This is a genomic window from Streptomyces sp. NBC_00513 (assembly GCF_041431415.1).
GTDB lineage: Bacteria > Actinomycetota > Actinomycetes > Streptomycetales > Streptomycetaceae > Streptomyces.
This window is the reverse complement of sequence record NZ_CP107845.1, coordinates 6,851,929-6,874,737: the sequence shown is the minus strand read 5'-3', so window position 1 is coordinate 6,874,737 and position 22,809 is coordinate 6,851,929. Positions and strand designations below refer to the sequence as shown.

At 73.7% G+C, this 22,809-nt stretch carries 16 protein-coding genes; 6 read left to right on the top strand and 10 right to left on the bottom strand.

Annotated elements, in window-relative coordinates; genetic code table 11:
* Positions 1-114: 114 nt before the first annotated feature.
* Entirely contained in the window at positions 115-1,512 is a 1,398-nt protein-coding gene (locus OHA84_RS31095; protein ID WP_266953098.1) for a gluconate:H+ symporter, read from the top strand.
* Between the two features lie 28 nt (positions 1,513-1,540).
* Here the strand turns inward: OHA84_RS31095 and OHA84_RS31090 are convergent, their stop codons facing one another.
* The 5 genes from OHA84_RS31090 to OHA84_RS31070 form a co-directional block, all read right to left on the bottom strand.
* On the bottom strand, positions 1,541-1,750 hold the full coding sequence (locus tag OHA84_RS31090) for a hypothetical protein (protein ID WP_266968640.1): 210 nt from the start codon (positions 1,748-1,750) through the stop codon (positions 1,541-1,543).
* Positions 1,747-2,982 (bottom strand): hypothetical protein, encoded by a 1,236-nt coding sequence (locus OHA84_RS31085; RefSeq protein WP_266968641.1) that lies wholly within the window; start codon positions 2,980-2,982, stop codon positions 1,747-1,749. Before OHA84_RS31085 ends, OHA84_RS31090 begins: the two co-directional genes overlap by 4 nt.
* Positions 2,983-3,099: 117 nt before the next feature.
* On the bottom strand, positions 3,100-4,455 hold the full coding sequence (locus tag OHA84_RS31080) for a cytochrome P450 (protein ID WP_266968643.1): 1,356 nt from the start codon (positions 4,453-4,455) through the stop codon (positions 3,100-3,102).
* A gap of 266 nt (positions 4,456-4,721) precedes the next feature.
* A complete protein-coding gene (locus tag OHA84_RS31075; RefSeq protein WP_266953089.1) occupies positions 4,722-5,444 on the bottom strand; it encodes a hypothetical protein in 723 nt (240 codons plus the stop codon).
* A 209-nt stretch (positions 5,445-5,653) separates the two neighbouring features.
* Positions 5,654-9,217: a S8 family serine peptidase gene (locus OHA84_RS31070; protein ID WP_266968645.1), complete on the bottom strand. Its 3,564-nt coding sequence runs from the start codon at positions 9,215-9,217 to the stop codon at positions 5,654-5,656.
* A 164-nt stretch (positions 9,218-9,381) separates the two neighbouring features.
* Between OHA84_RS31070 and OHA84_RS31065 the strand changes: the two genes are divergently transcribed.
* Both OHA84_RS31065 and OHA84_RS31060 read left to right on the top strand, forming a co-directional pair.
* Positions 9,382-10,878, top strand: coding sequence for an MFS transporter (locus tag OHA84_RS31065; RefSeq protein ID WP_266968647.1), 1,497 nt, complete (start codon positions 9,382-9,384; stop codon positions 10,876-10,878).
* A 264-nt stretch (positions 10,879-11,142) separates the two neighbouring features.
* Positions 11,143-12,273 (top strand): agmatine/peptidylarginine deiminase, encoded by a 1,131-nt coding sequence (locus OHA84_RS31060; protein ID WP_266968649.1) that lies wholly within the window; start codon positions 11,143-11,145, stop codon positions 12,271-12,273.
* Positions 12,274-12,335: 62 nt separating this feature from the next.
* On the opposite strand, the gene OHA84_RS31055 is transcribed toward OHA84_RS31060, so the two are convergent.
* The 3 genes from OHA84_RS31055 to OHA84_RS31045 all read right to left on the bottom strand — a co-directional run bounded on the left by OHA84_RS31055 (position 12,336) and on the right by OHA84_RS31045 (position 14,903).
* Positions 12,336-12,632 (bottom strand): DUF6126 family protein, encoded by a 297-nt coding sequence (locus tag OHA84_RS31055; protein WP_371591504.1) that lies wholly within the window; start codon positions 12,630-12,632, stop codon positions 12,336-12,338.
* 15 nt (positions 12,633-12,647) lie between these two features.
* Positions 12,648-13,292 (bottom strand): helix-turn-helix domain-containing protein, encoded by a 645-nt coding sequence (locus tag OHA84_RS31050; RefSeq protein ID WP_266968651.1) that lies wholly within the window; start codon positions 13,290-13,292, stop codon positions 12,648-12,650.
* A gap of 72 nt (positions 13,293-13,364) precedes the next feature.
* On the bottom strand, positions 13,365-14,903 hold the full coding sequence (locus OHA84_RS31045; protein WP_266968653.1) for an ATP-dependent DNA ligase: 1,539 nt from the start codon (positions 14,901-14,903) through the stop codon (positions 13,365-13,367).
* Positions 14,904-15,108: 205 nt separating this feature from the next.
* On the opposite strand from OHA84_RS31045, the gene OHA84_RS31040 reads away from it, so the two are divergent.
* Together OHA84_RS31040 and OHA84_RS31035 are read left to right on the top strand one after the other, a co-directional pair.
* Positions 15,109-17,856, top strand: a complete 2,748-nt coding sequence (locus tag OHA84_RS31040; RefSeq protein WP_266968655.1) for an alpha/beta fold hydrolase — start codon at positions 15,109-15,111, stop codon at positions 17,854-17,856.
* Complete coding sequence (locus tag OHA84_RS31035; RefSeq protein ID WP_266953075.1) at positions 17,853-18,731, top strand: ABC transporter permease; 879 nt, start codon at positions 17,853-17,855, stop codon at positions 18,729-18,731. Before OHA84_RS31040 ends, OHA84_RS31035 begins: the two co-directional genes overlap by 4 nt.
* Positions 18,732-18,824: 93 nt before the next feature.
* Here OHA84_RS31035 and OHA84_RS31030 read toward each other — a convergent pair whose 3' ends face one another.
* Together OHA84_RS31030 and OHA84_RS31025 are read right to left on the bottom strand one after the other, a co-directional pair.
* Positions 18,825-19,793: a D-2-hydroxyacid dehydrogenase family protein gene (locus OHA84_RS31030; RefSeq protein WP_266968657.1), complete on the bottom strand. Its 969-nt coding sequence runs from the start codon at positions 19,791-19,793 to the stop codon at positions 18,825-18,827.
* Positions 19,790-20,755: an aldo/keto reductase gene (locus tag OHA84_RS31025; RefSeq protein WP_266968659.1), complete on the bottom strand. Its 966-nt coding sequence runs from the start codon at positions 20,753-20,755 to the stop codon at positions 19,790-19,792. Before OHA84_RS31025 ends, OHA84_RS31030 begins: the two co-directional genes overlap by 4 nt.
* Positions 20,756-21,103: 348 nt before the next feature.
* On the opposite strand from OHA84_RS31025, the gene OHA84_RS31020 reads away from it, so the two are divergent.
* Positions 21,104-22,744, top strand: coding sequence for a N,N-dimethylformamidase beta subunit family domain-containing protein (locus OHA84_RS31020; protein ID WP_266968661.1), 1,641 nt, complete (start codon positions 21,104-21,106; stop codon positions 22,742-22,744).
* Positions 22,745-22,809 lie beyond the last annotated feature (65 nt).

The following is a 22,809-nucleotide window of genomic DNA, read 5'->3' as shown; positions in this document are numbered from 1 at the left end:
GCCGCCGCATGCCCGCGAGCCGGCCACCAGGCTCCCCGGGACACCCCGCCGTACCCGACATCACGCAGCACCACTCACCGCCACTGAAGAGCCACGAGTTAAGGAACCGTCACCGTGACCGGTCTCAGCGTCGAGACATTGGCAGCGGCCGCCCCCGGACCCATCACCTCGGCCGGGCACGCCCAGCTGGGCGTGGCCGTCCTCGCGGGCATCGCCGTCATCGTCCTGCTCATCACCCGCTTCAAGCTGCACGCCTTCCTCGCCCTCACCGTGGGCTCGCTCGCCCTCGGTTCGTTCGCGGGCGCCCCGCCGGCGAAGACCATCGCGAGCTTCACCACCGGCCTCGGCGCCACGGTCGCCGGTGTCGGCGTACTCATCGCGCTCGGCGCGATCCTCGGGAAACTGCTCGCCGACTCGGGCGGCGCCGACGAGATCGTGGACACGATCCTGGCCCGCGCCAAGGGTCGGGCGATGCCCTGGGCCATGGTGCTGATCGCCTCCGTGATCGGGCTCCCGCTCTTCTTCGAGGTCGGGATCGTGCTCCTGATCCCCGTGGTGCTGCTGGTCGCCAAACGCGGCAACTACTCCCTGATGCGGATCGGCATCCCGGCCCTCGCCGGACTGTCCGTGATGCACGGGCTGATACCCCCGCACCCGGGACCGCTCGTCGCCATCGACGCGCTCCACGCGAACCTGGGCGTCACCCTCGCCCTCGGAGTGGTCGTCGCCATCCCGACGGTGATCATCGCCGGCCCGCTGTTCTCCCGGTACGCCGCCCGCTGGGTCGACGTCCCCGCGCCGGAACACATGGTCCCGCAGCGCCCGTCGGCCGAGTTGGAACACCGCCCGCGGTTCGGGGCGACCGTGTTCACCGTGCTCCTTCCCGTGGCCCTGATGCTGGTCAAGGCTCTCGTCGACATCGTGGTCAACGACCCCGACAACGCCGTCCAGCGCGTCACGGACGTGGCCGGCTCACCGCTGATCGCGCTCCTCGCGGCCGTACTGGTCGGCATGTTCACCCTCGGCAGGGCGGCCGGCTTCACCAAGGAGCGGCTCTCGACCACGGTGGAGAAGTCCCTGGCCCCGATCGCCGGCATCCTGCTGATCGTGGGCGCGGGAGGCGGCTTCAAGCAGACGCTCATCGACGCCGGGGTCGGCCGGATGATCCTGGAGTTCTCCGAGAACTGGGCCGTACCCACGCTGCTCCTGGCCTGGCTCATCGCGGTGATCATCCGCCTCGCCACCGGCTCGGCGACGGTGGCCACGATCTCCGCGGCCGGCCTGGTGGCCCCGCTCGCCGCGGGCTCGTCGACCACCGAGACCGCACTGCTGGTGCTGGCGATCGGGGCGGGCTCGCTGTTCTTCAGCCATGTCAACGACGCCGGGTTCTGGTTGGTCAAGGAGTACTTCGGAATGACCGTCGGGCAGACCGTCAAGACCTGGTCGGTGATGGAGACCATCATCTCGGTGGTCGGCCTGGGCTTCGTCCTCCTGCTGTCCCTCGTCCTCTGAACCCGAGCGGGCGGCGGGCCCGGCCGGTTCAGGCGTGGGGCCGGCCGTCGAGTTGTGCGGCGGCCAGGGCGAATCCGCCCGCCGCGGTGGCACAGCGCTCGGCGAGGGCGGCGACCTCGGCGCGGAAGGCCTCGGCCCCCGGGCCCTGGTCGCGCAGGGCCTCGGCGGCGGCCCGCAACCGCCGCGCGTGTGTCCGCAGGACCGCGCAGTGCGTGCGCAGGGTGGTGGTGTCGGTCATCGGGACCACTCCTCGCCGTCGTGGATCCGGACCAGGCGGCTGTCCGTGATCCGGGTCCGGAGACGGCCCGGCGAGGCGTACGCGGGGCGTCGTGAGCGCTGTCCGTACGCGCCGGTCAGCCGGAACACCCGGGTCCGGGGGTCCACGGGGCGTCGTGCGGCGCCCCGGTAGTCCACGGCGAAGACGTGCGTGACCGGGTAGACGGTGGTGAAGTCCCGGCTCCCGGCGAGGTGCAGGGCGGTGCTCCCGCCCAGGCCCCGTCCGAACAGGGCGAGTTCGGTGCCGGAGGGCACGAGGGCGCGGACGGCTCGGGCGACCGCGTGCGCGTACGGGATCTCCGGTCCGTCGGCCACCGCGTGGGCATCGACACCGGCGGGCGTCGCTCCCGCCCCGGGCGTCCCCGGTGGTTCGGCGAGATGGATGACGTACCGGAGGGCTCCGTCCGGCCCGACCACCTGCTGGACGAGGAGGGTTCCGTCGGTGCCGAGCGAGGCGAGGTTGCGTACGCATCCGGCGACGGTGCCGCTGGTGTCGAGCCGGTCGAGGGGCCCGTCGGGGTGGTCGGGCGCCTCGGCGGGGCGGGGGCTCCGGGCGAAGAGGGCGCGGGCGGCGGCGCCGAGACCGAGCAGGGGTTCGGCGGGCATCGCCCGTCCGGTGGCGATCTGCCAACCGGCGTGGTCGTTGAAGGGGTTCTCGTCGGTCAGCGCGTGCCAGGCGAGGAGGTCCGCGAAGGACGGGGAGAGCAGCGTGAAGGCGCGTTCGGCGCCCTGGACCCGCATCACCTCGCGGAACAGTCGGACGGCCTCCGCCTGCCGGCCCTCCTCGACCGCCTTGAGGATTCCCGCCGCGTCCGGATCCGTGAGCAGCTCCGGTCGGCCCGCTCCGGCGGCCCGGATGCGGGCCTTGAGGCCGCAGACGGCGAGGCTGACGGCGAGGTTCTCCCGGCCGGTGAGGATCCCGGCGAGCCACCCGGCCCGGGCGACGCCCCGGCCGCGCGGCGCCCAGCCGAGTCCCGCCGGATCGGTCAGGGTGCGCAGCAGGGTGCGCCAGCCGAGCCGGCGGGGGCCGCCCCGGCCGAGCGCACTGACCGGCAGGCGCCCGCCGAGAGCCAGTTCGGAGGCGTGGCGGGCGGCTTCGCCGACGGCGTCGGCGGCCTCCGCCAGCTCGCGGCACACGGCGTGGAGCAGCTCGGGATCCGGGTCGGTGGACGCGGTGGTCGCGGCGTCGGACATGGGTTCCTCGTGGGTTCGGTACGGCGGGCGGGCGAGGGGACCGGGCGACCGCGGCACGGGTGGGCGTCGGCCGGGCGGGTCGGCGGCGGGGCACGTGCCCGGGGGGCACGGTCGGGGTCAGCGGCGGGTGATCGTGAGCCGGATCCGCCTCGGATCCAGCGCGGCGGGCAGCGGACCCACCGGATCCAGGGCCGGTCTGCCGTCCCGGACGCGGTGCCCGCGCAGCAGTTCGGCGCAGAACGCGGCCACGACGAGCAGGCCCAGCCGGTCACCGGGGCAGCGGCCGGCCCCGTGGCCGAAGGGGGCCATCCGAAGGTCATCGCGGGACCCCGGGGAGGCCCATCTCCCGGGTACGAACACGTCCGCGGCGGGCACGTGCTCGGGGTCGCGCTGGTGGAACAGCGCGGGCAGGAGCACGGGGGTGCCCGCCGGATGACGCACGCCCCGCCACTCGGTCTCGGTCCGGGTGACCCGGACCAGGTCGGGCACCACCGGATAGAGGCGCAGCGTTTCCTGTACGCAGGCCCGCAGCCGGGGCAGTTCGCCCTTGGCGGCATCGCCGGACCGGGCCTCGGCGCAGGCCGCGTCCTGTTCGGCCGGGTGGGCGGCGAGGAGCAGCAGGGTGCGCAGCAGGGTCGCGGGGACGGTGTCCAGGGCCCTCAGCCAGTGGAGGGCCTGGCCGACGGGGTCGAGGGTGCCGGCGGGGTCGGGGTGCCGGCGGGCCCGCCCGACGAGGGTGTAGGGCTCGGCGGCGGCGGCGTACCGGGCGATGCGCGCGCCCGCCTTCTCGTGGAGGGTCTCGGCGGTGCGGTTCCTGCGCTGCGCCCCGCGGTCGCCGCCGGCGTCGAGTCGGTCGAGCCAGCCGGCGAGTTCCTCGTCCCCGGCGGCCGTGTCGCCCAGCACCATGCGGCGGGCGGCCCGGGTCACGATGTGCCGGGCGCGGGTGAGTCCGAGGGTGTGGGAGGCGCCCAGCCGGCCGGCCTCGTCGGCGATGACGGCGAGGAACGGGCCGCAGGACGGGTGTACGGGGCTGCCCGAGGCCAGCACGATCTCGTTGACCTCGCGACGGCGTTCGTGGAGATCGTCGTCCTCGTGGCGGGTGGGACGGCCCGGCGCGGCGCCGGGTGCCCGGCACTTGTCCGGCGGGTACGCCGCGAGTTCGCTCGGGGGCGCTTCGTGGAACCGGTGCAGGTCGAGTGGGTCCAGGAGGACCAGCGTGGGGCCGGTCGGACCGCGCAGCAGGACGGGTGCGCCGCCGTGTCGGGCCCGCAGGGCGCGCAGGGTGGCGGCGGGCCATCGGGGGCGGCCGGGCTCGGGGCGGAGCAGTCGCGCGTGCGGGCCCACCAGGTCGCGTACGAGCACGGGCAGGGTGTGGGTCGCGGCGAAGCGTACGGCCTCGGCCCGGCCGGCCCGTGCGGGGCGGCCGCCCTCGGTCGGGGCCGCCTGGCCTCGGGTCGTGGTCGACTGGGTCATGCCGGGACCACCTTGCCTGGGTTGGACAGGCGCTTCGGGTGGGGAAAGCCGCCGAGGGGGCGGGCGGCTCGCCGTACCTCCGCACAGCCGGAAAGCAACGGTCGGTGACGTCGGGATCACCGTACGTCGAGCGCGGGGGGTGCGCGCTCCGAGTGCTCTGCGGGAGTGGATCGAGGTCGCCGGGTCGGGCGGCGGCCTCGGGTGCGGGGGCCGAGTACGCGGCGGAGCGGGTCCCGTTCATCCGGGTCGGGGCGTGCGGCGACGCCTCACTTCGCGGGGGGAGCGGTGGGGGCGGTGAACACGGCGTCCCGGAAGGCGGTGCGCAGTGGTCCCGTGTCGTGTGCGGGCAGGAGGGCCGCCCAGCGGTGGTGCCGGGGCGAGACCCAGACGGACGGCCCGTCGCCGTGGGCCCAGACCCCGCCCGCGACGGGGTGCCAGAGCAGGCCCCGGGCGGGGGTGAGTTCTCCGGTGCGGATGCGGAGGGACTCCGCGGTCCATGAGCGGCTGACGGGGTGGTCGGCGGTGGAGAGCAGGTGGCCGAGGAAGCGGCCGAGGTCGCCCAGGGGTGCGTGCAGGGAGCCGCCGGCGAAGCGGGTTCGGCTCATGCGCAGGGGTTGCCAGACTCGGGTGGTGGCGCATTCGGCGAGCGGGCCGCCGCAGAGGTGTTCGGCGAGCCGGGTCAGTGCGGGCACCCCGTCGGGGTGGGTGAGCAGCTGGTGCGCGGTGGTCTTGCCGGAGGTTCCCGCGGCGGCCGGGCCGTAGGCGGCGAGCGGGGTGTGCAGGGCGAGTTCCCCGGCCGTGACGAGACTTCCGATGACGGGCCACAGCGCCAGTACGGCGGCGAGCCGGCCGACGTCGGCCTCGGTGTCCCCGTCCCCGCCCGCGGCGTGGGCGCCGTCCGGGCCGCCGACCGCCCAACGGGCCCCGGGGTCGCCGGCCCGTACGAGTTCGTGGATCCGCTGTTCCGTCTGGTCGTCCAGCACCGTCATGGTCGCCCACGCTAACGGCGCCGGCTCCCGGCCCCCGTGCCCGCTCCGGCGCGGCCGTCGTCCGCCACCCGGATGCCGGTACGACAATCCGTGCGCGACGCCGCCGCGAGCGCGAAACGGGGCGGGACACCCTCAGGTGCCCCGCCCCTTCACGCGTCCGTCCGGCGAGGTGCGGGCCGGTCGGGTCGGGTCGGGCCCGGGCCGGCCCGTCAGGTCCGGTCGGGCCGGTCCGTGACGCGCAGGGTGTTGAGGAGAGGCTTTCCGTAGCCGTTGTGCGTGATGAAGCGGACGTTGAGCACGCCGTCCGTGACCGTCACCGTGTAGGAACGGGTCAGGGCCGTGTAGGTGCCCGCCTCCAGGGAGACGTCCAGGGACGGCAGGACCTGGGTGCCCTCGGCGATGACGTCGAAGACGCGCTTGTTCGGCTTGGTGTTGGAGAGCTCCGCGAAGCCCAGCTCCACCGTGTAGGTGCCGTTCGGGACGTTGTCGAAGCGGTACTCGTACATGCCCTCGCGGGCGTTGCGGTACAGCCGCTGGTCGTCCGTTCCGGCGATGGTGCGGCCGGTGGACTGGACGGTGGCGTTGCCCTGGTAGCCGTACGACCCGGGGGTGTACTTGCGGTCGGGCGACCAGCTGTCACCGATGGCGTCCGTGCCCGCGTAGTCGGATCCCGCGTCCAGGGCGACCTGGTAGCGGGGGACGACGACCTTGACCGGGACGGTCAGGACCGGTGCCCGGCCGCTGGCCGACGTGATCTTGAGGTCCGCGGTGAGGACCGTCCCCGCGGTCAGGCCGGCCGTGTCCACCGTGAGGGTGAGCGGGGCCTTGCCGCCGGTCGGGAGGGTGCCCGAACCGGGAGTGGCGGTCAGCCAGGGCGCGTCCTCGGTCACCGTGAAGGCGGTGCCCAGGCCCGGGTTGGTCAGGTCGAGGGTGCGGGTCCGCTTCTGGTTCGCGGGGAGCACGACCTCCACCGCCGACCTGGCGGCGGTGACCTTGCCGGTGCGCAGGGACTGGGTGACGGCGGTGACGTCGGCCGGCTTGACGTCGACCGTGGCGGTGACGGACTCGTACGACGGGGCCGACAGCGCGACGGTCCGTGCGCCCGAGGGGGTCTGGACGACGTAGGCGCCGTCCGCGGCCGTGGTGGCGGAAACCGCCGTGTCGCCGGTGCCGACGGTGACCGTGGCGCCCGCGACGCCGTTGCCGTCGTTGGCGTCGAGCACCCGACCGGCGACGACACCGCTCTTGGTGGTGCGGAAGGCGATGGACAGGCCGTCCGAGACGACCGCGGTGTTGAAGGAGTACTTGAAGGCGTCGGTGCCGGTGGCGTTCTCCACGCCGATCGTGGCGGTGGAGCCGCCCTTGATGCCGGTGCCGCCCGTCCCCTTGTAGGCGTAGGAGACGGTGCCGTCCTCGCCGATGGAGGCCGAGAACGAGAACGTGTCGGCCTGGGCCGACCAGTGGGACACGCCCCGCCACTCGATGACGTAGGTGCGGTGCGGAGCCGTGCCGGTCACGGCGGTGAAGACGCCGGATCCACTGCCGGCGGCGCCGACGACCAGGTCGTCCCAGAACGGGTAGAGGGCCGCGTTCGGGGTGGCCGTGCTCGGGAGGTCGCCGTTGATGTCGCCGGTGTTGTTGCCGCCGAAGCTGACGGTGCCGTTGGTGCCGATCCACGCCTGGCCGTACGTCTTGCCGTACAGCGGCAGCGGGAAGGGCAGGTCGACGCGCTCGGTGGTGTTGTCACCGGTCAGCGCGAGCTGCCGGTCGCCGGCGGCGTAGGGGCGACCGCTCGTGGTGGCGCAGGCGTAGCCGTAGGCGTCGGTCCGCTCGGGGAGGTCCACCGCGACGGTGGTGTCCCCGGCGAGGGTGACGTGCGCGCTGCCGCCGGTGACACAGCGGGAGGCGTGGGTGGCGTTCACGTCGTACGTGCCGTGCGGCAGGGTGACCTCGAAGCGGCCCTGCGCGTCCGTGGTCGCGGTGACCGGGGTCTCGGCGACGGTGACCACGGCGCCCGCGATCGGACCACCGGCGGCGGAGACCGTGCCGGTGAGCTTGGCGGAGGCGGCCTGGGTGAGGGTGAAGTCACCGGTGGCGGTGGCGTTCTCGGTCACGGTGGCCGTCGCGGTCTGCTGTCCGTAGCCGAACTTCGACGCGGTCAGGGTGTACGCGCCCACCGAGAGGGAGCCGAAGCTGTAGGTTCCGTCGGCGGCGGTGGTCGTCGTACGGTCGATCGGGCCGTCGGCGGTGATCTTCACGCCGGCGACGGGCGCGTCACCGGAGCGGACGGTGCCGCCGAGGGCGCCGATCGCTCCGCGCGGGGCGCCGTTGACCGCGGCGAGGGCGTCCAGCTTGCCTTCGCCGAAGACGTTGTTGTCGGCGGCGGTGCCACCGCACTGGCTGCTGTCGGTGTCCGCGGCGGTGCCGTCCAGCAGGGCCTCGGTCTGCGCGATGTCCCCTTCGAGGGCGGGCGCGGCGGACCAGAGGAGGGCCACGGTGGCCGCGGTGTGCGGGGAGGCCATCGAGGTGCCGGAGAAGGCCTCGTACCCGCCGCCGGGCACGGAGGAGCGCACGTTCACGCCGGGGGCCGCGATGTTGGGCTTGATGATGCCGCCGGGGCCCGCGCCGCGCGAGGAGAAGGAGGCGATGGCGCCGTTGATGTCGAAGGCGCCGGAGCTGTAGGAGCTCGCGTAGTCGCCGGGCGATCCGCTGGTGGCGCAGCTCGGGCCGGCGTTCCCGTTGGAGAAGGCCGGGAAGATGCCGGCGGCCCGCCAGGTGTCGACGATCTGCTGGTACCAGTCGTCGTGCGCGGCGCTGCCCCAGGAGTTGTTGACGACGTGCGGGGCCAGGTCGGGCCGCGGGTTCTGACCGTTCAGGTCGGTCGGCGCGACGATCCACTGGCCGGAGGCGAGCAGGGAGGCCTCGGAGCAGGAGTTGGTCTCGCAGCCCTTGGCGGCGATCCACTTGGCGCCCGGGGCGACACCGATCTTGTTGGCACCGCCGTCGTCGCCGACCATGGTGCCCATGGTGTGGGTGCCGTGGTCGTTGTTGTCGCAGGGTGCGGCGCCGGCGCAGACGCCGGCCGGGTCGAACCAGTTGTAGTTGTGGTCGTACGACCCGTCGGCGCTCTTGCCGCGGTACTGGTTGTTGACGGCCGGGTGGGTGTAGTCCACGCCGCTGTCGATGTTGGCGACGACGATGCCCTCGCCGCGTACGCCGAGCTGGTCCCAGACCTGGGGGGCCTTGATCCGGTCGATGTTCCATTCGACCGCGTCGGCGGCGGTCTTCTCCCGGCTGCCCTCGGCGGGCTTGGGGAGGGAGACCTTGTCGTCGGCGTCGATCCGGGCGACCTCGGGGCGCTGCGCCAGGGTTCCGGCGAGCTTCTCGCTGCCGACGACCCGGACGGCGTTGACGATCCAGAACGAGGTGTACTCCGCCTTCGCGCCGTCCAGGGCCTTGATCACGGCGGCCTGGCTGCGCGCGGCATGGTCCTTCTTGGCCCGCAGAACCGTTTCCGCCTTGGCGGCGCGGGTCTTCTGCTTCCCCGCGGCGGTCAGGTCGGCGGCGCTGTCGAGATACACCCAGAAGACGGCCTTCGCGGAGCCGTCGAGCTGGGTGCGGAGCTTCGGTTCGATCTTGCGCTCGGCGGCCCCGGGGGCGGGGCCGGGCTCCGGCGCGGCCGCGGCCACCCCCGCGCCGATGGGTAAGAGCAGGATGGAGGCGAGAGCGGCGAGCGCCGCGCGCAAGGATCGTCGTCTGTCGCGTTGTGCCACGTGTGGTCTCCTCGGACGCCGTGTGCAGGTTGTGCGGAAAGGGCGTGCGTGATGTGCGCGGGTCATGTTGTTCGAGGGGTCATGTTCATTACAAGAGCGCCTATTGAGCCGAGTTTCGGGCCGGCCGGGTGGCCCATGCCGGTCGACCGCGCCAGCCTGGGGACATGACCACACCCGACCGGCCGTCACCCGAGCCGCCCCGACCCGACGTCCCGCTCGCCTCCCCCCGGGGCAGGTGGATCCTGCTGACCACCGTCCTCGGATCGGGCATGGCCCTGCTCGACTCGACGGTGGTCAACGTGGCCCTCCCCGCCATCGGGCGGGATCTGGACGCCGACCTCGCGGTGCTCCAGTGGACGGTCAACGCCTACCTGCTGACCCTGGCCGGCCTGATCCTGGTCGGCGGGGCGCTCGGCGACCGGTTCGGACGGCGCCGGATCTTCGTCGTCGGCGTGGTGTGGTTCGCGCTGGGCTCGCTGCTCTGCGGCATCGCGCCGAACGCCGGGGTGCTCATCGCCGCCCGCGCCCTCCAGGGCGTCGGCGGCGCGCTGCTGACGCCCGGTTCGCTCGCGCTGATCCAGGGGTCGATCCACGCCGACGACCGGTCCCGGGCGGTCGGCCTGTGGTCGGGGTTCGGCGGGGTGGGCGCGGCCGTGGGTCCGTTCCTCGGCGGCTGGCTGGTGGACGGGCCGGGGTGGCGCTGGGTGTTCCTCATCAACATCCCGCTGGCCGCGCTGTGCGTGCCGGTGGCCCTGCGGCACGTACCGGAGTCCCGGGACCCGCACGCGCACGGCACGTTCGACGTGGCCGGCGCCGCGCTCGGCGCCGGCTCGCTCGCGCTGGTCACCTACGCGCTGATCGAGGCCCGCAACGGCGGCGCGCTCGTCATCGCGGCGGCCGTCGGCGGTGTGCTGCTGGCCGGCGTGTTCGTGTACGTGGAGCGGCGGCGGGCCGACCCGATGGTGCCGCCGGACATCTTCGCCTCACGACAGTTCACGGCGGTCAACCTGGTCACCCTGTGCGTGTACGCGGCCTTCGGCGGCTTCTTCTTCCTGTCCGTGCTCCAGCTCCAGGTGGTGGCCGGATACTCCGCGCTGGCCGCCGGGGCCGCCCTGCTGCCCACCACCGTGCTCATGCTGCTGCTGTCCGCCCGGTCGGGGGCGTTGGCCGAACGGATCGGACCGCGGATCCCGCTGACGGTGGGGCCGCTGCTCTGCGCGGCCGGAATGCTGCTGATGTCGCGGGTCGGGCCGCACGCCTCGTACGTACAGGACGTGCTGCCCGCCCTGATCGTGATGGGAATGGGAATGGTGGCCCTGGTGGCCCCGCTGACGGCGACGGTACTGGCCTCGGTGGACCCGGGCCGGGCGGGCCTGGCCAGCGGCATCAACAACGCCGCCGCCCGCGTCGCCGGGCTCCTCGCGGTGGCGGCGCTGCCGCTGCTGGCGGGGATGGGGCCCGACGCCTACCTCTCCGCCGATCTCTTCGACGCGGCGTTCGACCGCGCCATGCCCTGGTGCGCCGGGATCCTCGTCGTCGGCGCGGTGCTGGCGTGGGCGACCGTGCGCAAGCCCGCGCCCGACGCCCTCCAGCCGCAGTGTCGTACCCAGTGCGGGGTCACCGCCCCGGCGCTCGAATCCCCGCGGGCGACGCGGCGGTGACACCTCACCGGGACACCGCCCGGGGCCCGGCTCCGGCGGGGCGACCACCGGCGGCCGGTCGTCACGGGTGAGGGGGTTCGGCGGTTCCCGGGCCGCCGGCACGACCCCGGCCGGTCAGGCCGAACTCGATCCGACCGCGGGGAAGTTGACGGAACCGCGGTCGTCGACCCGGTCCCGGTCGACGCACGCCCAACTCCTTGACTGAAATTTCAGTTAGTGCCACAGTGCGGCTACCCCTCATCCCCCCTCCTCCGGAGGTTCGAAATGAATCCAAGCCGTAGAACCCTGTTGCGCTCGGCGGGAGTCGGCGCCGTCGGACTGGCACTCGGCGGCCTCGTCCCGCAGTCGGCGCAGGCGGGCCAGGCAGCCCGGGCCGGGGCGGCGGCCGGCCGGATGACCGTCCCGCTCGACGACGTCCGGCACCTGCGCACCTGGATGGCCTGGCCCTCCAACCGCTCCATCTGGGGCTCCGACCTCGCCGGCGTACAGCAGGACATCGCACTCATCGCCCGTACGGTCGCCCGCTTCGAGCCCGTCGTGATGTGCGCGGCGGACGCGAGCGCGGCGGCGACCGCCCGGTCCCGCTGCGGTTCCACCGTCACCGTCATCTCCACCATCCCGGTCGACGACCTCTGGATGCGCGACACCGGCGCCGTCTTCCGCCGCGACGGCGCGGGCGCCGTGGACGCGATCGGGCTGGGCTTCAACGGGTGGGGCAACAAGCAGACCCACCGCAAGGACGAGAACGTGGCCCGGCTGATCGCGTCCCGCGAATCGCTGCCGTTCGGCACGTCGACGTTCGTCGGCGAGGGCGGCTCGGTCGAGACCGACGGCGACGGCACCCTGATGGCGACCGAGAGCAGCCTCGTCAACAAGAACCGCAACCCGGGACTCGGTCGGGCCCAGGTGGAGGCCAAGGTCCTCGCCGCCTACGGCGCGGACAAGATGCTCTGGGTCCCCGGGATCAAGGGGCAGGACATCACCGACGACCACATCGACGTCACCTCCCGGTTCATCCGACCCGGCGTCGTGATGGTCCAGGTACCGCCCGCCGACCGCACCGACATCTGGGCCAAGGACGCCCGGCAGCAACTCGCGATCCTGTCCGCCGCCACCGACGCCAAGGGCCGCCGGCTCCAGGTCCTCAAGGTCGACGGCCCGGACACCCTGCGCTCCGACAACCCCGACTTCGTCGACTCCTACCTGAACTTTCACGTGGCCAACGGAGCGGTGATCACCTCGCAGTTCGGGGACCGGACCAAGGACGCGGGCGCCCGCCAGGCGCTCGCGGCGGCCTTCCCGGGCCGTGAGGTCGTCCAGCTCGACGTGGACCGGCTGATGGGCGGCGGCGGAGGCATCCACTGCTCCACGATGCAGCAACCCGCCGCGGGCTGAGCCCCGCGGCGGGGCGGCGGATCCGACGGCGGGCGTGCGCGCCGCCCCCGTCGGAACCCTCCCTACTGGTTCTCGGCGCCCAGCACGAAGAGCAGGTAGACGAAGAAGGCGAAGAGGTGGCCGACGAAGAGGTAGGCGACCAGGCGGATGATCAGGCCGCGCGGGAACTTGGACTCGAAACGCTTCAGCAGGGTGTCCGGCGCCGAGCCGGTCTCCTGCGAGTCGGCCGGGCCGCCCGGATCGGCCGAGCCGCTCTGATCGGCGGGACCGGTCTGTTCGGCGGGACCGGCCGGGACGTCGTGCGCGGGAACACCGGGCGCCTCGTTCGCGGTGGCGGTCACGTTCTCTCCCTGGGACATGGTGCGACTCCTCGGCTAGTGGTGGTGCTGGGGGGAGCCGCCGAGACACACCCCGGCGAGGCCGCTCTGCAGCAGCGTGTGGACGAACAGCAGGTCCGCGCCGGCGGCGTCGGCCGCGCCGATCCGGTGGGGGGTGAGCGAGTCGAAGTGCGCGCTGTCCCCCGGGGCGAGCAGGTGCTCGGCCTCCCCCAGGTGCAGCCGCAGCCGCCCGGTGAGGACGTACAGCCACTCCTCGCCGGGGTGGACCCTGACCAGCTCGCCCTGGACCTGGCCCTGTGGAACGTGCACGCGCAGCGCCTGCATGCCCCGCCCCGAACCGCCGGCCGGCCAGTAGGTCCAGCCGTCGGCCTCGCGGGCCCCGGGTCCGCCGCCCCGTACGATGGGGTCGGCCGCGGCCGAGGTCTCGCCGAGCAGTTCGGAGACCGTCGTTCCGTAGGTGCGAGCCAGTCCGAGCAGCAGCGGCAACGAGGGTGTGCGGCGGCCCGTCTCCAGGCGCGACAGGTGGGCGGGCGACAGTCGGGCGCGTGCGGCGGCCGCCTCCAGGGTGAGCCCGGCGCGGCGACGCAGGTCGCGCAGGCGCGGGGCCACGGTGGGGAGTTCCCCCGACGTGTCGTCGGGGTCGGCCGCTTCTTCGGGGCCGGGGGCAGGACCGGTTGTCATGCCTCGATTGAGCCAGATTCTTACCTCACTGGCAAACACTCTTGCCTCTGAGGCAAAAGCTCCGCTCGCCGCCTACGCGGGGCGTTCGCCGAGCACGGTCTCCACGGTATCCGCCTGCCCGGCGTCCTTGTCCGGGCGGTGCCGCAGCACCCGCGCGAACCGCAGCGCGACCCCGGCCGGATAGCGCGAGGAGCGTTGCAGGCCGTCGTAGGCGATCTCCACCACCAGCTCGGGTCGGACCCGGACCGTGAAGCCGTCGTCCTCCACCGCCAGTTCCAACAGCCGCTCGGTCTGCCAGCGCAGCATCACGTCGGTGAGGCCCTTGAAGGTCTTGCCGAGCATGGCGTGGGTACCGTCGGCGGCGCGGGCGCCCAGATGCAGGTTCGACAGGAGGCCCGTGCGCCTCCCGTGTCCCCATTCGGCGGCCAGGACCACCAGGTCGAGGGTGTGCACGGGCTTGACCTTGAGCCAGTGCGTGCCGCGCCGGCCGGCCGCGTAGAGCGAGTCGAGACCCTTGATCACCACCCCCTCGTGGCCCCGGCGCAGGGACTCGGCCGCGAACTCCTCGGCGGCGGCCGTCGCGCCCCCGGCCGCCGGGTCCTCCACCGCCAGCCGCCGTACGCGGGAGGACTCCGGGACCAGCCGCGCGAGCTCCGCGTACCTCTCGCGCACGGGCAGGTCGAGGAGCACCTCCTCCCCCGCGGCCAGGACGTCGAAGAAGTGGACGCGGACGGGAAGGGTCTGCCGGGCGGCCGCCACGTCCACCCGGGAGCCCACGCGGCTCGCGACCTCCTGGAAGGGGACCGGCCGCCCGTCGGGGCCCTGCCCGACGACCTCGCCGTCGAGGATGAACCGCTCGCCGGGCAGCGTCAGGGCCAGTTCGGCGACCTCCGGCAGCCGGTCGGTGATCTCGTCCAGGGAGCGGGTGTAGATCCGTACGTCCGGCCCGTCGCGGTGCACCTGGACGCGGATCCCGTCCAGCTTCTCCTCCACCGCGCAGGGTCCGAGCGCGGCCAGCGCCTCCGTCACCGACGCGGCCGTGCCGGCGAGCATCGGCTGAACCGGCCGGCCGACCCGCAGGGTCACCCGCTCCAGCGCCCCCGCCCCCTCGGCCAGCACCGCCGCGGCGACCCGGGGCAGGGACCCGTCCACCATCACGGCGCGGCGCAGCGCGGCGGCCGGCACCCCGGCGGCCGCGGCCACCGCGTCCAACGCGACGGCGTCGAGCGCGCCCTGGCGCACCTCGCCGAAGAGCAGACCGCGCAGGAAACGTTGCTCGGCCTCGGTGGCCGCGCCGAACAGGGCGTCCACGATCCGGTGCCGTTCGGCGCGGGAACCGGGGCCCGCGACGGCGGCCAGTTCGGTCACGGCGGCGTCGACCTCGCCGACGGTGAGGGTCGGCTCCGGCGCGGGGGCGATCTCGCGGCCGAGGGTGCGCCATCCGATGCCGGGGCGGCCCTGGGGCAGCCGCCCGGCGAGGTAGGAGACGACGACGGCGGCCTCCTCCGCGGGCGCGGCGGCGAACACCTCGGCGAGCAGGGCGGTCTTCGCGGAGCGGGCGGAGGTCTCGGAGACCTCCCGGGACACGCGCGCGACCTCGGCGAGCAGCATGCGGACCATCCTGCCGCCGCTCGTGCCCGTGCGCAGGTCGGCCGCGCGGATCGGCTGCGGGGCCGACCGTGCGGGTCGACCCGTACGGCAGGCCCGCGCGTACGGCAGGCGCGGTACGGGGGGCCGCCCGGGTAGTCCTTGAGAAGGTGTCGGGCTCACCCTGCGGGCGCTCCGGCGGCGGCTCCGAGACGTCTAGGCTTCCTGTATGAAGCTCCGACTGCCCCGGCGTCGCCGGGACCGCCTGTTGGCCGGCGGCGCCGCGCTGGTCGTCCTGGCGGGGGCCGGTACGTTGACGGCCACCGCCGCGGCGTCCGACCCGCCCGGCGTGCAACGCCAGGACCACGTATTGCAGATGCCCGACGCCGGGATCGACATCTCGTACTTCACGGCCGGCGAGGGCGGGGAGGCGACGCGGAAACGGCCCGCCGTGCTGCTCGGCCACGGCTTCGGCGGCAGCAAGGACGACGTCCGCGCGCAGGCGGAACGGCTGGCCCGGGACGGGTACGCGGTACTGACCTGGTCGGCGCGCGGCTTCGGCCGCTCGGGCGGCCGGATCGGGCTGAACGATCCCGCGCTGGAGGGCAAGGACGTCTCCCGGCTCGTCGACTGGCTCGCGACCCGACCCGAGGTGCGGCTCGACGCGCCCGGCGATCCGCGCGTGGGCGTGGCCGGGGCCTCGTACGGCGGTGCGGCGGCGCTCCTCGCGGCCGGGTACGACCACCGGGTGGACGCCATCGCCCCGCAGATCACGTACTGGAACCTCGCCGACTCCCTCTTCCCGAACGACGTGTTCAAGAAGCTGTGGACCGGCATCTTCTTCACCACGGGCGCCGCCGGCGGCGGTGCGACCGGGGGCGGCGCGGCGGGCGGTGCGGCCGGCCTCCAGCCGTCGGCGCGGTCCACCGACCCCGCGGCCGTGCCCGGCTGCGGACGGTTCCAGCCGGAGCTGTGCGCGATGTACGAGCGGGTCGCGGTCGCCGGGAAGCCCGACGCCGAGGCCCGCGAGCTGCTGGCCGCACGCAGCCCCTCGGCGGTGGGCGACAAGATCAAGGTGCCCACCCTGATCGTGCAGGGGCAGGACGACTCGCTCTTCCCGCTCGACCAGGCCGACGCCATGGCCAAGGCCATCACGGCGAACGGCGCGCCCGTGTCCGTGGACTGGGCGAGCGGCGGCCACGACGGCGGGATGCGCGAGGCCGGCCGGGTCGAGGCGCGGGTGACGGCCTGGTTCGACCGCTACCTCAAGGGCGACGAGCAGGTGGACACGGGCCCCGTGTTCCGGGTCTCGCGCACCGGCGGGATCGATTCCACGGACGGGACCGTGCAGGTGCGCGGCGCGAGTGACGACCGCTATCCCGGGCTCACCTCGACGCCCCGGGAGTTCGCGCTCACCGGCCGCGAGCAGACGTTCGCCAATCCGGCGGGCGGCACCCCGCCGTCCCTGTCCTCGCTGCCCGGGATCGGCGGACAACTCGCCGCCTTCGGGGCCGGGCTCTCGCTGGACTTCCCCGGGCAGAACGCCCGCTTCGAATCGCGGCCGATGACCGAGGAGGTGCGGATCACCGGCACCCCGACCATCACCCTGAACGTGAGGTCGACGGCTACCGACGGTTCGGCCGTGTTGTTCGGCAAGGTGTACGACGTCGGGCCCGACGGACGCGGGCAGGTACTGCCCGGCCAACTGGTCGCCCCGATCCGGGTCACGGACGCCGGACAGGGCCGTACCGTCCAGGTCCGGCTGCCGGCCGTCGACCACGCCGTCGAGGCCGGCCACCGGCTGCGCCTCGTGATGGCGGCCACCGATCTCGGATACGCGTCGCCCGCCGCGCCCGCCACGTACACCGTCTCGGCGCAGGGCCCGCTGTCGGTGCCCGTCGTCCCGGGGGTGCGCACCGCGGCCGCGAGCATGCCCGGCTGGACCTGGGGGCTTCCCCTGGGCGCCCTGGCCCTGGCCGCGGGGCTGTTGGGAATCCGGCGGAACGGACGGGGCCGCGCCGGGGAACGGGCCGGGGCGACCCGGCCCGATCCCGCGTTGGCCGACGTGCCGCTGGAGATCACCGGGCTGACGAAGCGCTACGCGAAGGCCCGGGACCGCTACGCCGTACGGGACCTGTCGTTCCGGGTGGAGAAGGGTCAGGTGCTGGGTCTGCTCGGCCCCAACGGCGCGGGCAAGACCACCACCCTGCGGATGCTGATGGGGCTGATCTCCCCGGACGCCGGTGAGATCAGGGTGTTCGGGCACGCGGTCCGGGCCGGTTCTCCGGTGCTGTCGCGGGTCGGCGCCTTCGTGGAGGGCGCGGGCTTCCTCCCGCACCTGACGGGCCGGGCGAACCTGGAGCTGTACTGGCAGGCCACGGGCCGCCCCGCGGCGGACTCCCACATGGCGGAGGCCCTGGAGATCGCCGGACTGGGCGACGCGCTGGAACGCGCCGTGCGGACCTACTCCCAGGGCATGCGGCAGCGGCTCGCCATCGCGCAGGCCATGCTCGGCATGCCGGACCTGCTGATCCTCGACGAGCCGACGAACGGCCTGGACCCGCCACAGATCCGGGAGATGCGTGACGTCATGATCCGGTACGCGGCGGCCGGGCGCACGGTCATCGTCTCCAGCCACCTCCTCTCCGAGGTGGAGCAGTCGTGCACGCACCTGGTCGTCATGGACCGCGGCCGGCTCGTGCAGGCGGGCGACGTCGCGGAGATCACCGGCGGCGGGGACACCCTGCTGGTGACCCTGGCCGGGGCGGTGGACGAACTCCTCGTCGAGAAGGTGGCGGCGCTGGAAGGGGTCGGTTCGGTGGTGACCGCCGACGACGGACTGCTCGTACGGCTCGAAGGCGCGACGGCCGCCGAGCTGATCGCGGAACTCGTACGGCTGGAGGTGCCGGTCTCCGCGGTGGGACCGCACCGCCGGCTGGAGGACGCGTTCCTCACCCTGATCGGAGGTTCGGCGTGAGCGCCGTGACAGAGCCCGCCGTGACAGAGGTGGCCGACGGCTACCGCGCCGGCCGTACGCTGCCCTTGCGCGTGGAGGCGCTGCGCCAGTGGCGACGGCGGCGGACCCTGGTGATGGGCGGGATCCTCGCGGCACTCCCCTTCATCATGATCATCGCTTTCGCGGTGGGCGGCACGCCCGACGAACGCGGCGGCGGCAACGGCCGGATCACCCTGATCGACACGGCGACGGCCTCGGGCGCGAACTTCGCGGCCACCTGCCTGTTCGTGTCGGCCGGCTTCCTCCTGGTGGTGCCGGTCGCGCTGTTCTGCGGGGACACCGTCGCCTCGGAGGCGAGCTGGTCCTCGCTCCGCTACCTGCTGGCGTCGCCGGTGCCCCGGGCCCGGTTGCTGTGGAGCAAGCTGGTGGTGGCCCTCGGGTTCAGCCTCGCCGCCATGGTGCTGCTGCCGGTGGTGGCGTTGGCGGCGGGCACGGTCGCGTACGGCTGGGGGCCGCTGAAGCTGCCCACCGGCGGGACGTTGGCGGCCGGTGACACGCTGCCGAGGCTCGCGATTGCCGTCGCGTTCGTCTTCGTGTCGCAGCTGGTCACGGCCGGACTGGCGTTCTGGCTGTCGACGCGCACGGACGCGCCGCTCGGCGCGGTCGGCGGCGCGGTCGGGCTGACCATCGTCGGGAACGTCCTGGACGCGGTGACCGCGCTCGGCTCGTGGCGCGAGTTCCTGCCCGCGCACTGGCAGTTCGCGTGGGCGGACGCCCTCCAGCCCCACCTGGAGTGGGGCGGGATGATCAAGGGCACGGTGGTGTCCGTGTCGTACGCGGTGGTGCTGTTCGCGCTCGCGTTCCGGGGCTTCTCCCGCAAGGACATCGTGTCCTGAACCTGCCGCCGCCCGGACGGACGGACCGAACGGCCCGGGCGGGCCCGCTCCTCGCGGGCCCGCCCGGGCCGTTCGCACGTGCTGCCGCACGACCTAACCGAGCACCCGGACGGGCGCGCCGTCGAGGTACGCGCGGATGTCCTCGACGGCCTGTCCGTAGTACGTCGCGTAGTTGTCCCGCGTGACGTAGCCCAGGTGGGGCGTGGCCAACAGGTTCGGCGTCGTGCGCACGGGATGGTCCCGCGGCAGCGGCTCGATGTCGAAGACGTCGAGACCGGCGCCCGCGATCCGCCCCTCGCGCAGGGCCTCGATCAGCGCGTCCTGGTCGACGATGGCTGCCCGCGAGGTGTTGACGAGGTACGCGGACGGGCGCATCAGCGCCAGTTCCGGCGCCCCGATCAGGCCGCGGGTGCGGTCGCCCAGCGCGAGGTGGACGGACACGAAGTCGCTCTCCGCGAGGAGTTCCTCCCGGGACGCGGCCAGGGTCACCCCCACCTCGTCGGCGCGTTCCCTCGTGAGGTTCCGGCTCCAGGCCGTGACCTCCATGCCGAAGGCGAGGCCGATCCCGGCCACCCGACCGCCGATCTTCCCGAGGCCGAGCAGGCCGAGCCGGCGTCCGTGCAGGTCGGCGCCGAGGGTCTGCTGCCAGGGCCCTCCGGTGCGCAGGGCGGTGCTCTCGGGGACGATGCCGCGCGCCAGGGCCAGGAGCAGGGCCCAGGTGAGTTCGACGGGCGGGGTGGAGGAACTGCCCGTGCCGCACACGGTCACGCCGCCCCGCGCGGCGGCGGCGTGGTCGATGACGGAGTTGCGCATGCCGCTCGCGACGAGCAGGGCGAGGCGGGGCAGTCGGTCGAGCAACGAGGCCGGGAAGGGGACCCGTTCGCGCAGGGTGACGACGATGTCGAAGGCGGCCAGGCGCGCCGCGAGCCGGTCCTCGTCGTCCAGGTGGTCCCGGTAGATGACCACCTCCACCCGGTCCGCGATCGTGGACCAGTCGGCGGAGGTGGTCGCCACGTTCTGGTGGTCGTCGAGAACGGCGCAGCGGAGCGCGGTCGTGGTCACCGCGCCCCCGCGCCGGGGTCGCCGATGCCGTCGATGGCGTCGATCTCGGCGAGCAGCGCGGCCTCCAGCGGCCGGTCGGCGACGGCCGCGTTGGCCCGCACCTGTTCGGCGGAGGTGGCGCCCGCGATGACGGAGGCGCAGCCCGGCTGCGCGGAGAGCCAGCCGATGGCGAGTTCCAGGACCGTGCGGTCGTACTTCTCGGCGAGGCCGGCCAGTGCCTCGACCGTGTCCAGGCGCTCGTCGGTGAGGTAGCCGTCACGGCCTTCGAGACGCGAACCGGGCGGGACGGGTGCGCCGCGTCGGATCTTGCCGGTGAGCAGGCCGTTGGCCAGGGGGAAGTACGGGAGCACGCCGACGCCGTGGTGCAGCGCGGCCGGGACGAGTTCCCGTTCGGCGGAACGCTGGAGCAGCGACCATTCGTTCTGCGCCGACACGAAGGGCGCGGCGCCGATCTCCCGGGCGACGTGGGCGGCTTCGGTGAGCTGCCAACCGCTGAGGTTGGAGTGTCCGATGTAGCGGACCTTGCCCTCGGTGACGAGTTCGGTGAGCGCGGCGAGGGTTTCGGCGATGGGGACGTCCGGGTCGGGACTGTGCAACTGGTACAGGTCGATGTGGTCGGTCTCCAGCCGGCGCAGGGACTCCTCGACGGCGCGGCGGATGTAGGCGCGCCCGCCGCGGGACCCGGCCGCGGGCCCGTAGCCCATGTCGACGCCGTCGTAGCCGAACTTGGTGGCGAGGACGACCTGGTCGCGGCGGCCCTTGAGGGCTTGGCCGAGGTGGCTCTCGGAGCCGCCCCGGCCTCCGTAGATGTCCGCGGTGTCGAGGAGGGTGATGCCCGCGTCGAGGGCGGCGTCGACGACGGCGCGGGTGGCGCGGGCGTCGAGGCGGCCGCCGAAGTTGTTGCAGCCGAGGCCGACCGCGGAGACCCGCAGACCTGAACTGCCCAGGGAGACGTGACGCATGGATCCTTCTCCGCTCTCGCGATTGCACGTGATCCAAAGGAAGTTACCCCAGGAGCGGCTTGGCGGGCGGATCCACTGGGGAGACCGCGACAACACCCTCGGTTCCCTGCACCGGGCGATGCTCTTCGACGCCCTGACAAGGGAGTTCACCGCCGTTCACCCGAACGCCGCGGTGGTCGCCGCCGGCACATCGGCCATGCCCGCGCGCCCAACGCCTCGCGGGGCGACGTCCGTCGGGAACGGGGCCGTGCGGGAGGGAACCGACGGCACGGCCACGATCCGTGTGGCGGTCCGATTCGGTCCAACCCGACGAATGGAGAGGGCGGAGCGTGTCATAGCGTGCCCTTCATGGATCAGGAACAGAGGGCCGGGGGGATCGGTTCCGCGGGCCGGCGGCGGTTCATCGCCATCGCGGCGACGGGAGCGGTCACCGCTGTCGGGATCGGTGCCGCCGCCGGTTGCGCGGGCGACGGCGACGCGCAGGAGGCCGGTGCGGGCGAGGATCCGAAGTCGGGAGGCTCCCCGTCGGGATCGCCGAACGCGTCGGAGTCCTCTCCCGGGGCCGGGTCCCGGGTGTTCGACGTCAAGGCCGAGAACGCCCGACCCGGAAACGCCGACTGGCACGTGGCCAAGGCCGGATCCGCTCGCGCCATCGAGGGTTTCGCCGACCGGGTCAGTGTCCTTCCCGGTGAGTCGTTCGGGCTGCACGTGTCCACCGCGGCGCCCCGGTTCACGGTCTCCGCGTACCGCATGGGGTGGTACGGCGGCGCGCGGGCCCGGCTGGTGTGGCGATCGCAGGCGCTGCCCGGGGTCCGGCAACCCGAGCACACCGTGGACGCGGGAACCAGGATGGTCCGCACCCGGTGGGCGCGTACCACCACGGTCGACACCGGTGGCTGGCCGGAGGGTTGCTACCTGCTCCGGCTCGACGCGCAGGGCGCCGAGGGGCAGCGTTTCGTCCCGCTCACCGTCCGCTCGGCGTCCACGAAGGGACGGACCGTCATCGTGAACGCGGTGGCGACCTGGCAGGCGTACAACAGGTGGGGCGGCTACGGCAGCTACGACGGACCCAGCGGCGGATACGCCTCGCGTTCACTCGCCGTGACCTTCGACCGGCCGTACGAGTACGACGACGGGGCGGGCCTGTTCCTGGTCTACGAGGCACCGCTGATCGCCCTTGCCGAGCGGCTCGGCATACCACTGGCGTACACGACGACCACCGACCTGGCACGGGAGAAGCGACTGCTGGAGGGGGCGGCGGCCGTGCTCTCGCCGGGACACGACGAGTACTGGTCCCCGGAGCAGCGGGCCCACGTCACCGCGGCCAGGGACGCCGGCACCAACATCGCGATACTCGGCGCGAACTGCTGTTACCGCCGGATCCGACTGGAGCCGTCGGACCTGGGGCCGGACCGCACGGTGGTCTGTTACAAGTCGTCCTACGCCCAGGACCCGGGGTTCAAAAGGGGTCACCCCGCGACGGTCGACTTCCGCTCGGCTCCCGCGGCCGACCCGGAGAGCTCCCTGCTCGGTGTCATCTACGACGGCTACCCGGTGGACGCCCCCTATGTGGTGACGCGGCCCGGGCACTGGCTGTTCGAGGGCACGGGGGTGAAGGCCGGTGACGGGTTCGCGCACCTGGTCGGCGTCGAGTACGACAAGGTGAACACCGGATTCCCGACACCCCGCCCGATCGAGATCATCGCCCACTCCCCCGTGGTCTGCGAGGGCAGGCCCAGCCATCAGGACACGGCGTATCACACCGTGGCGAGCGGCGCCGGGGTGTTCGCCACGGGGACGATGCGCTGGGTCGAGGCGCTCGACGCGAAGGGCGACGGACGCGGCGGCGGCAACCACGGTCTGGACGCGCGTGCCGGGGCGCTGACCACACGGGTGACGGAGAACCTGCTGCGGGTCTTCGCGGCGGGGCCGGCGGGGCGGACGCATCCCGCGCGGGACAACGTCGATTCGGTGTACGGACGATCCTGACCGGACGGACGTTCCTGATCGGACGGACGTTCCTGATCGGACGGACGTTCCTGATCAGGTAGCCG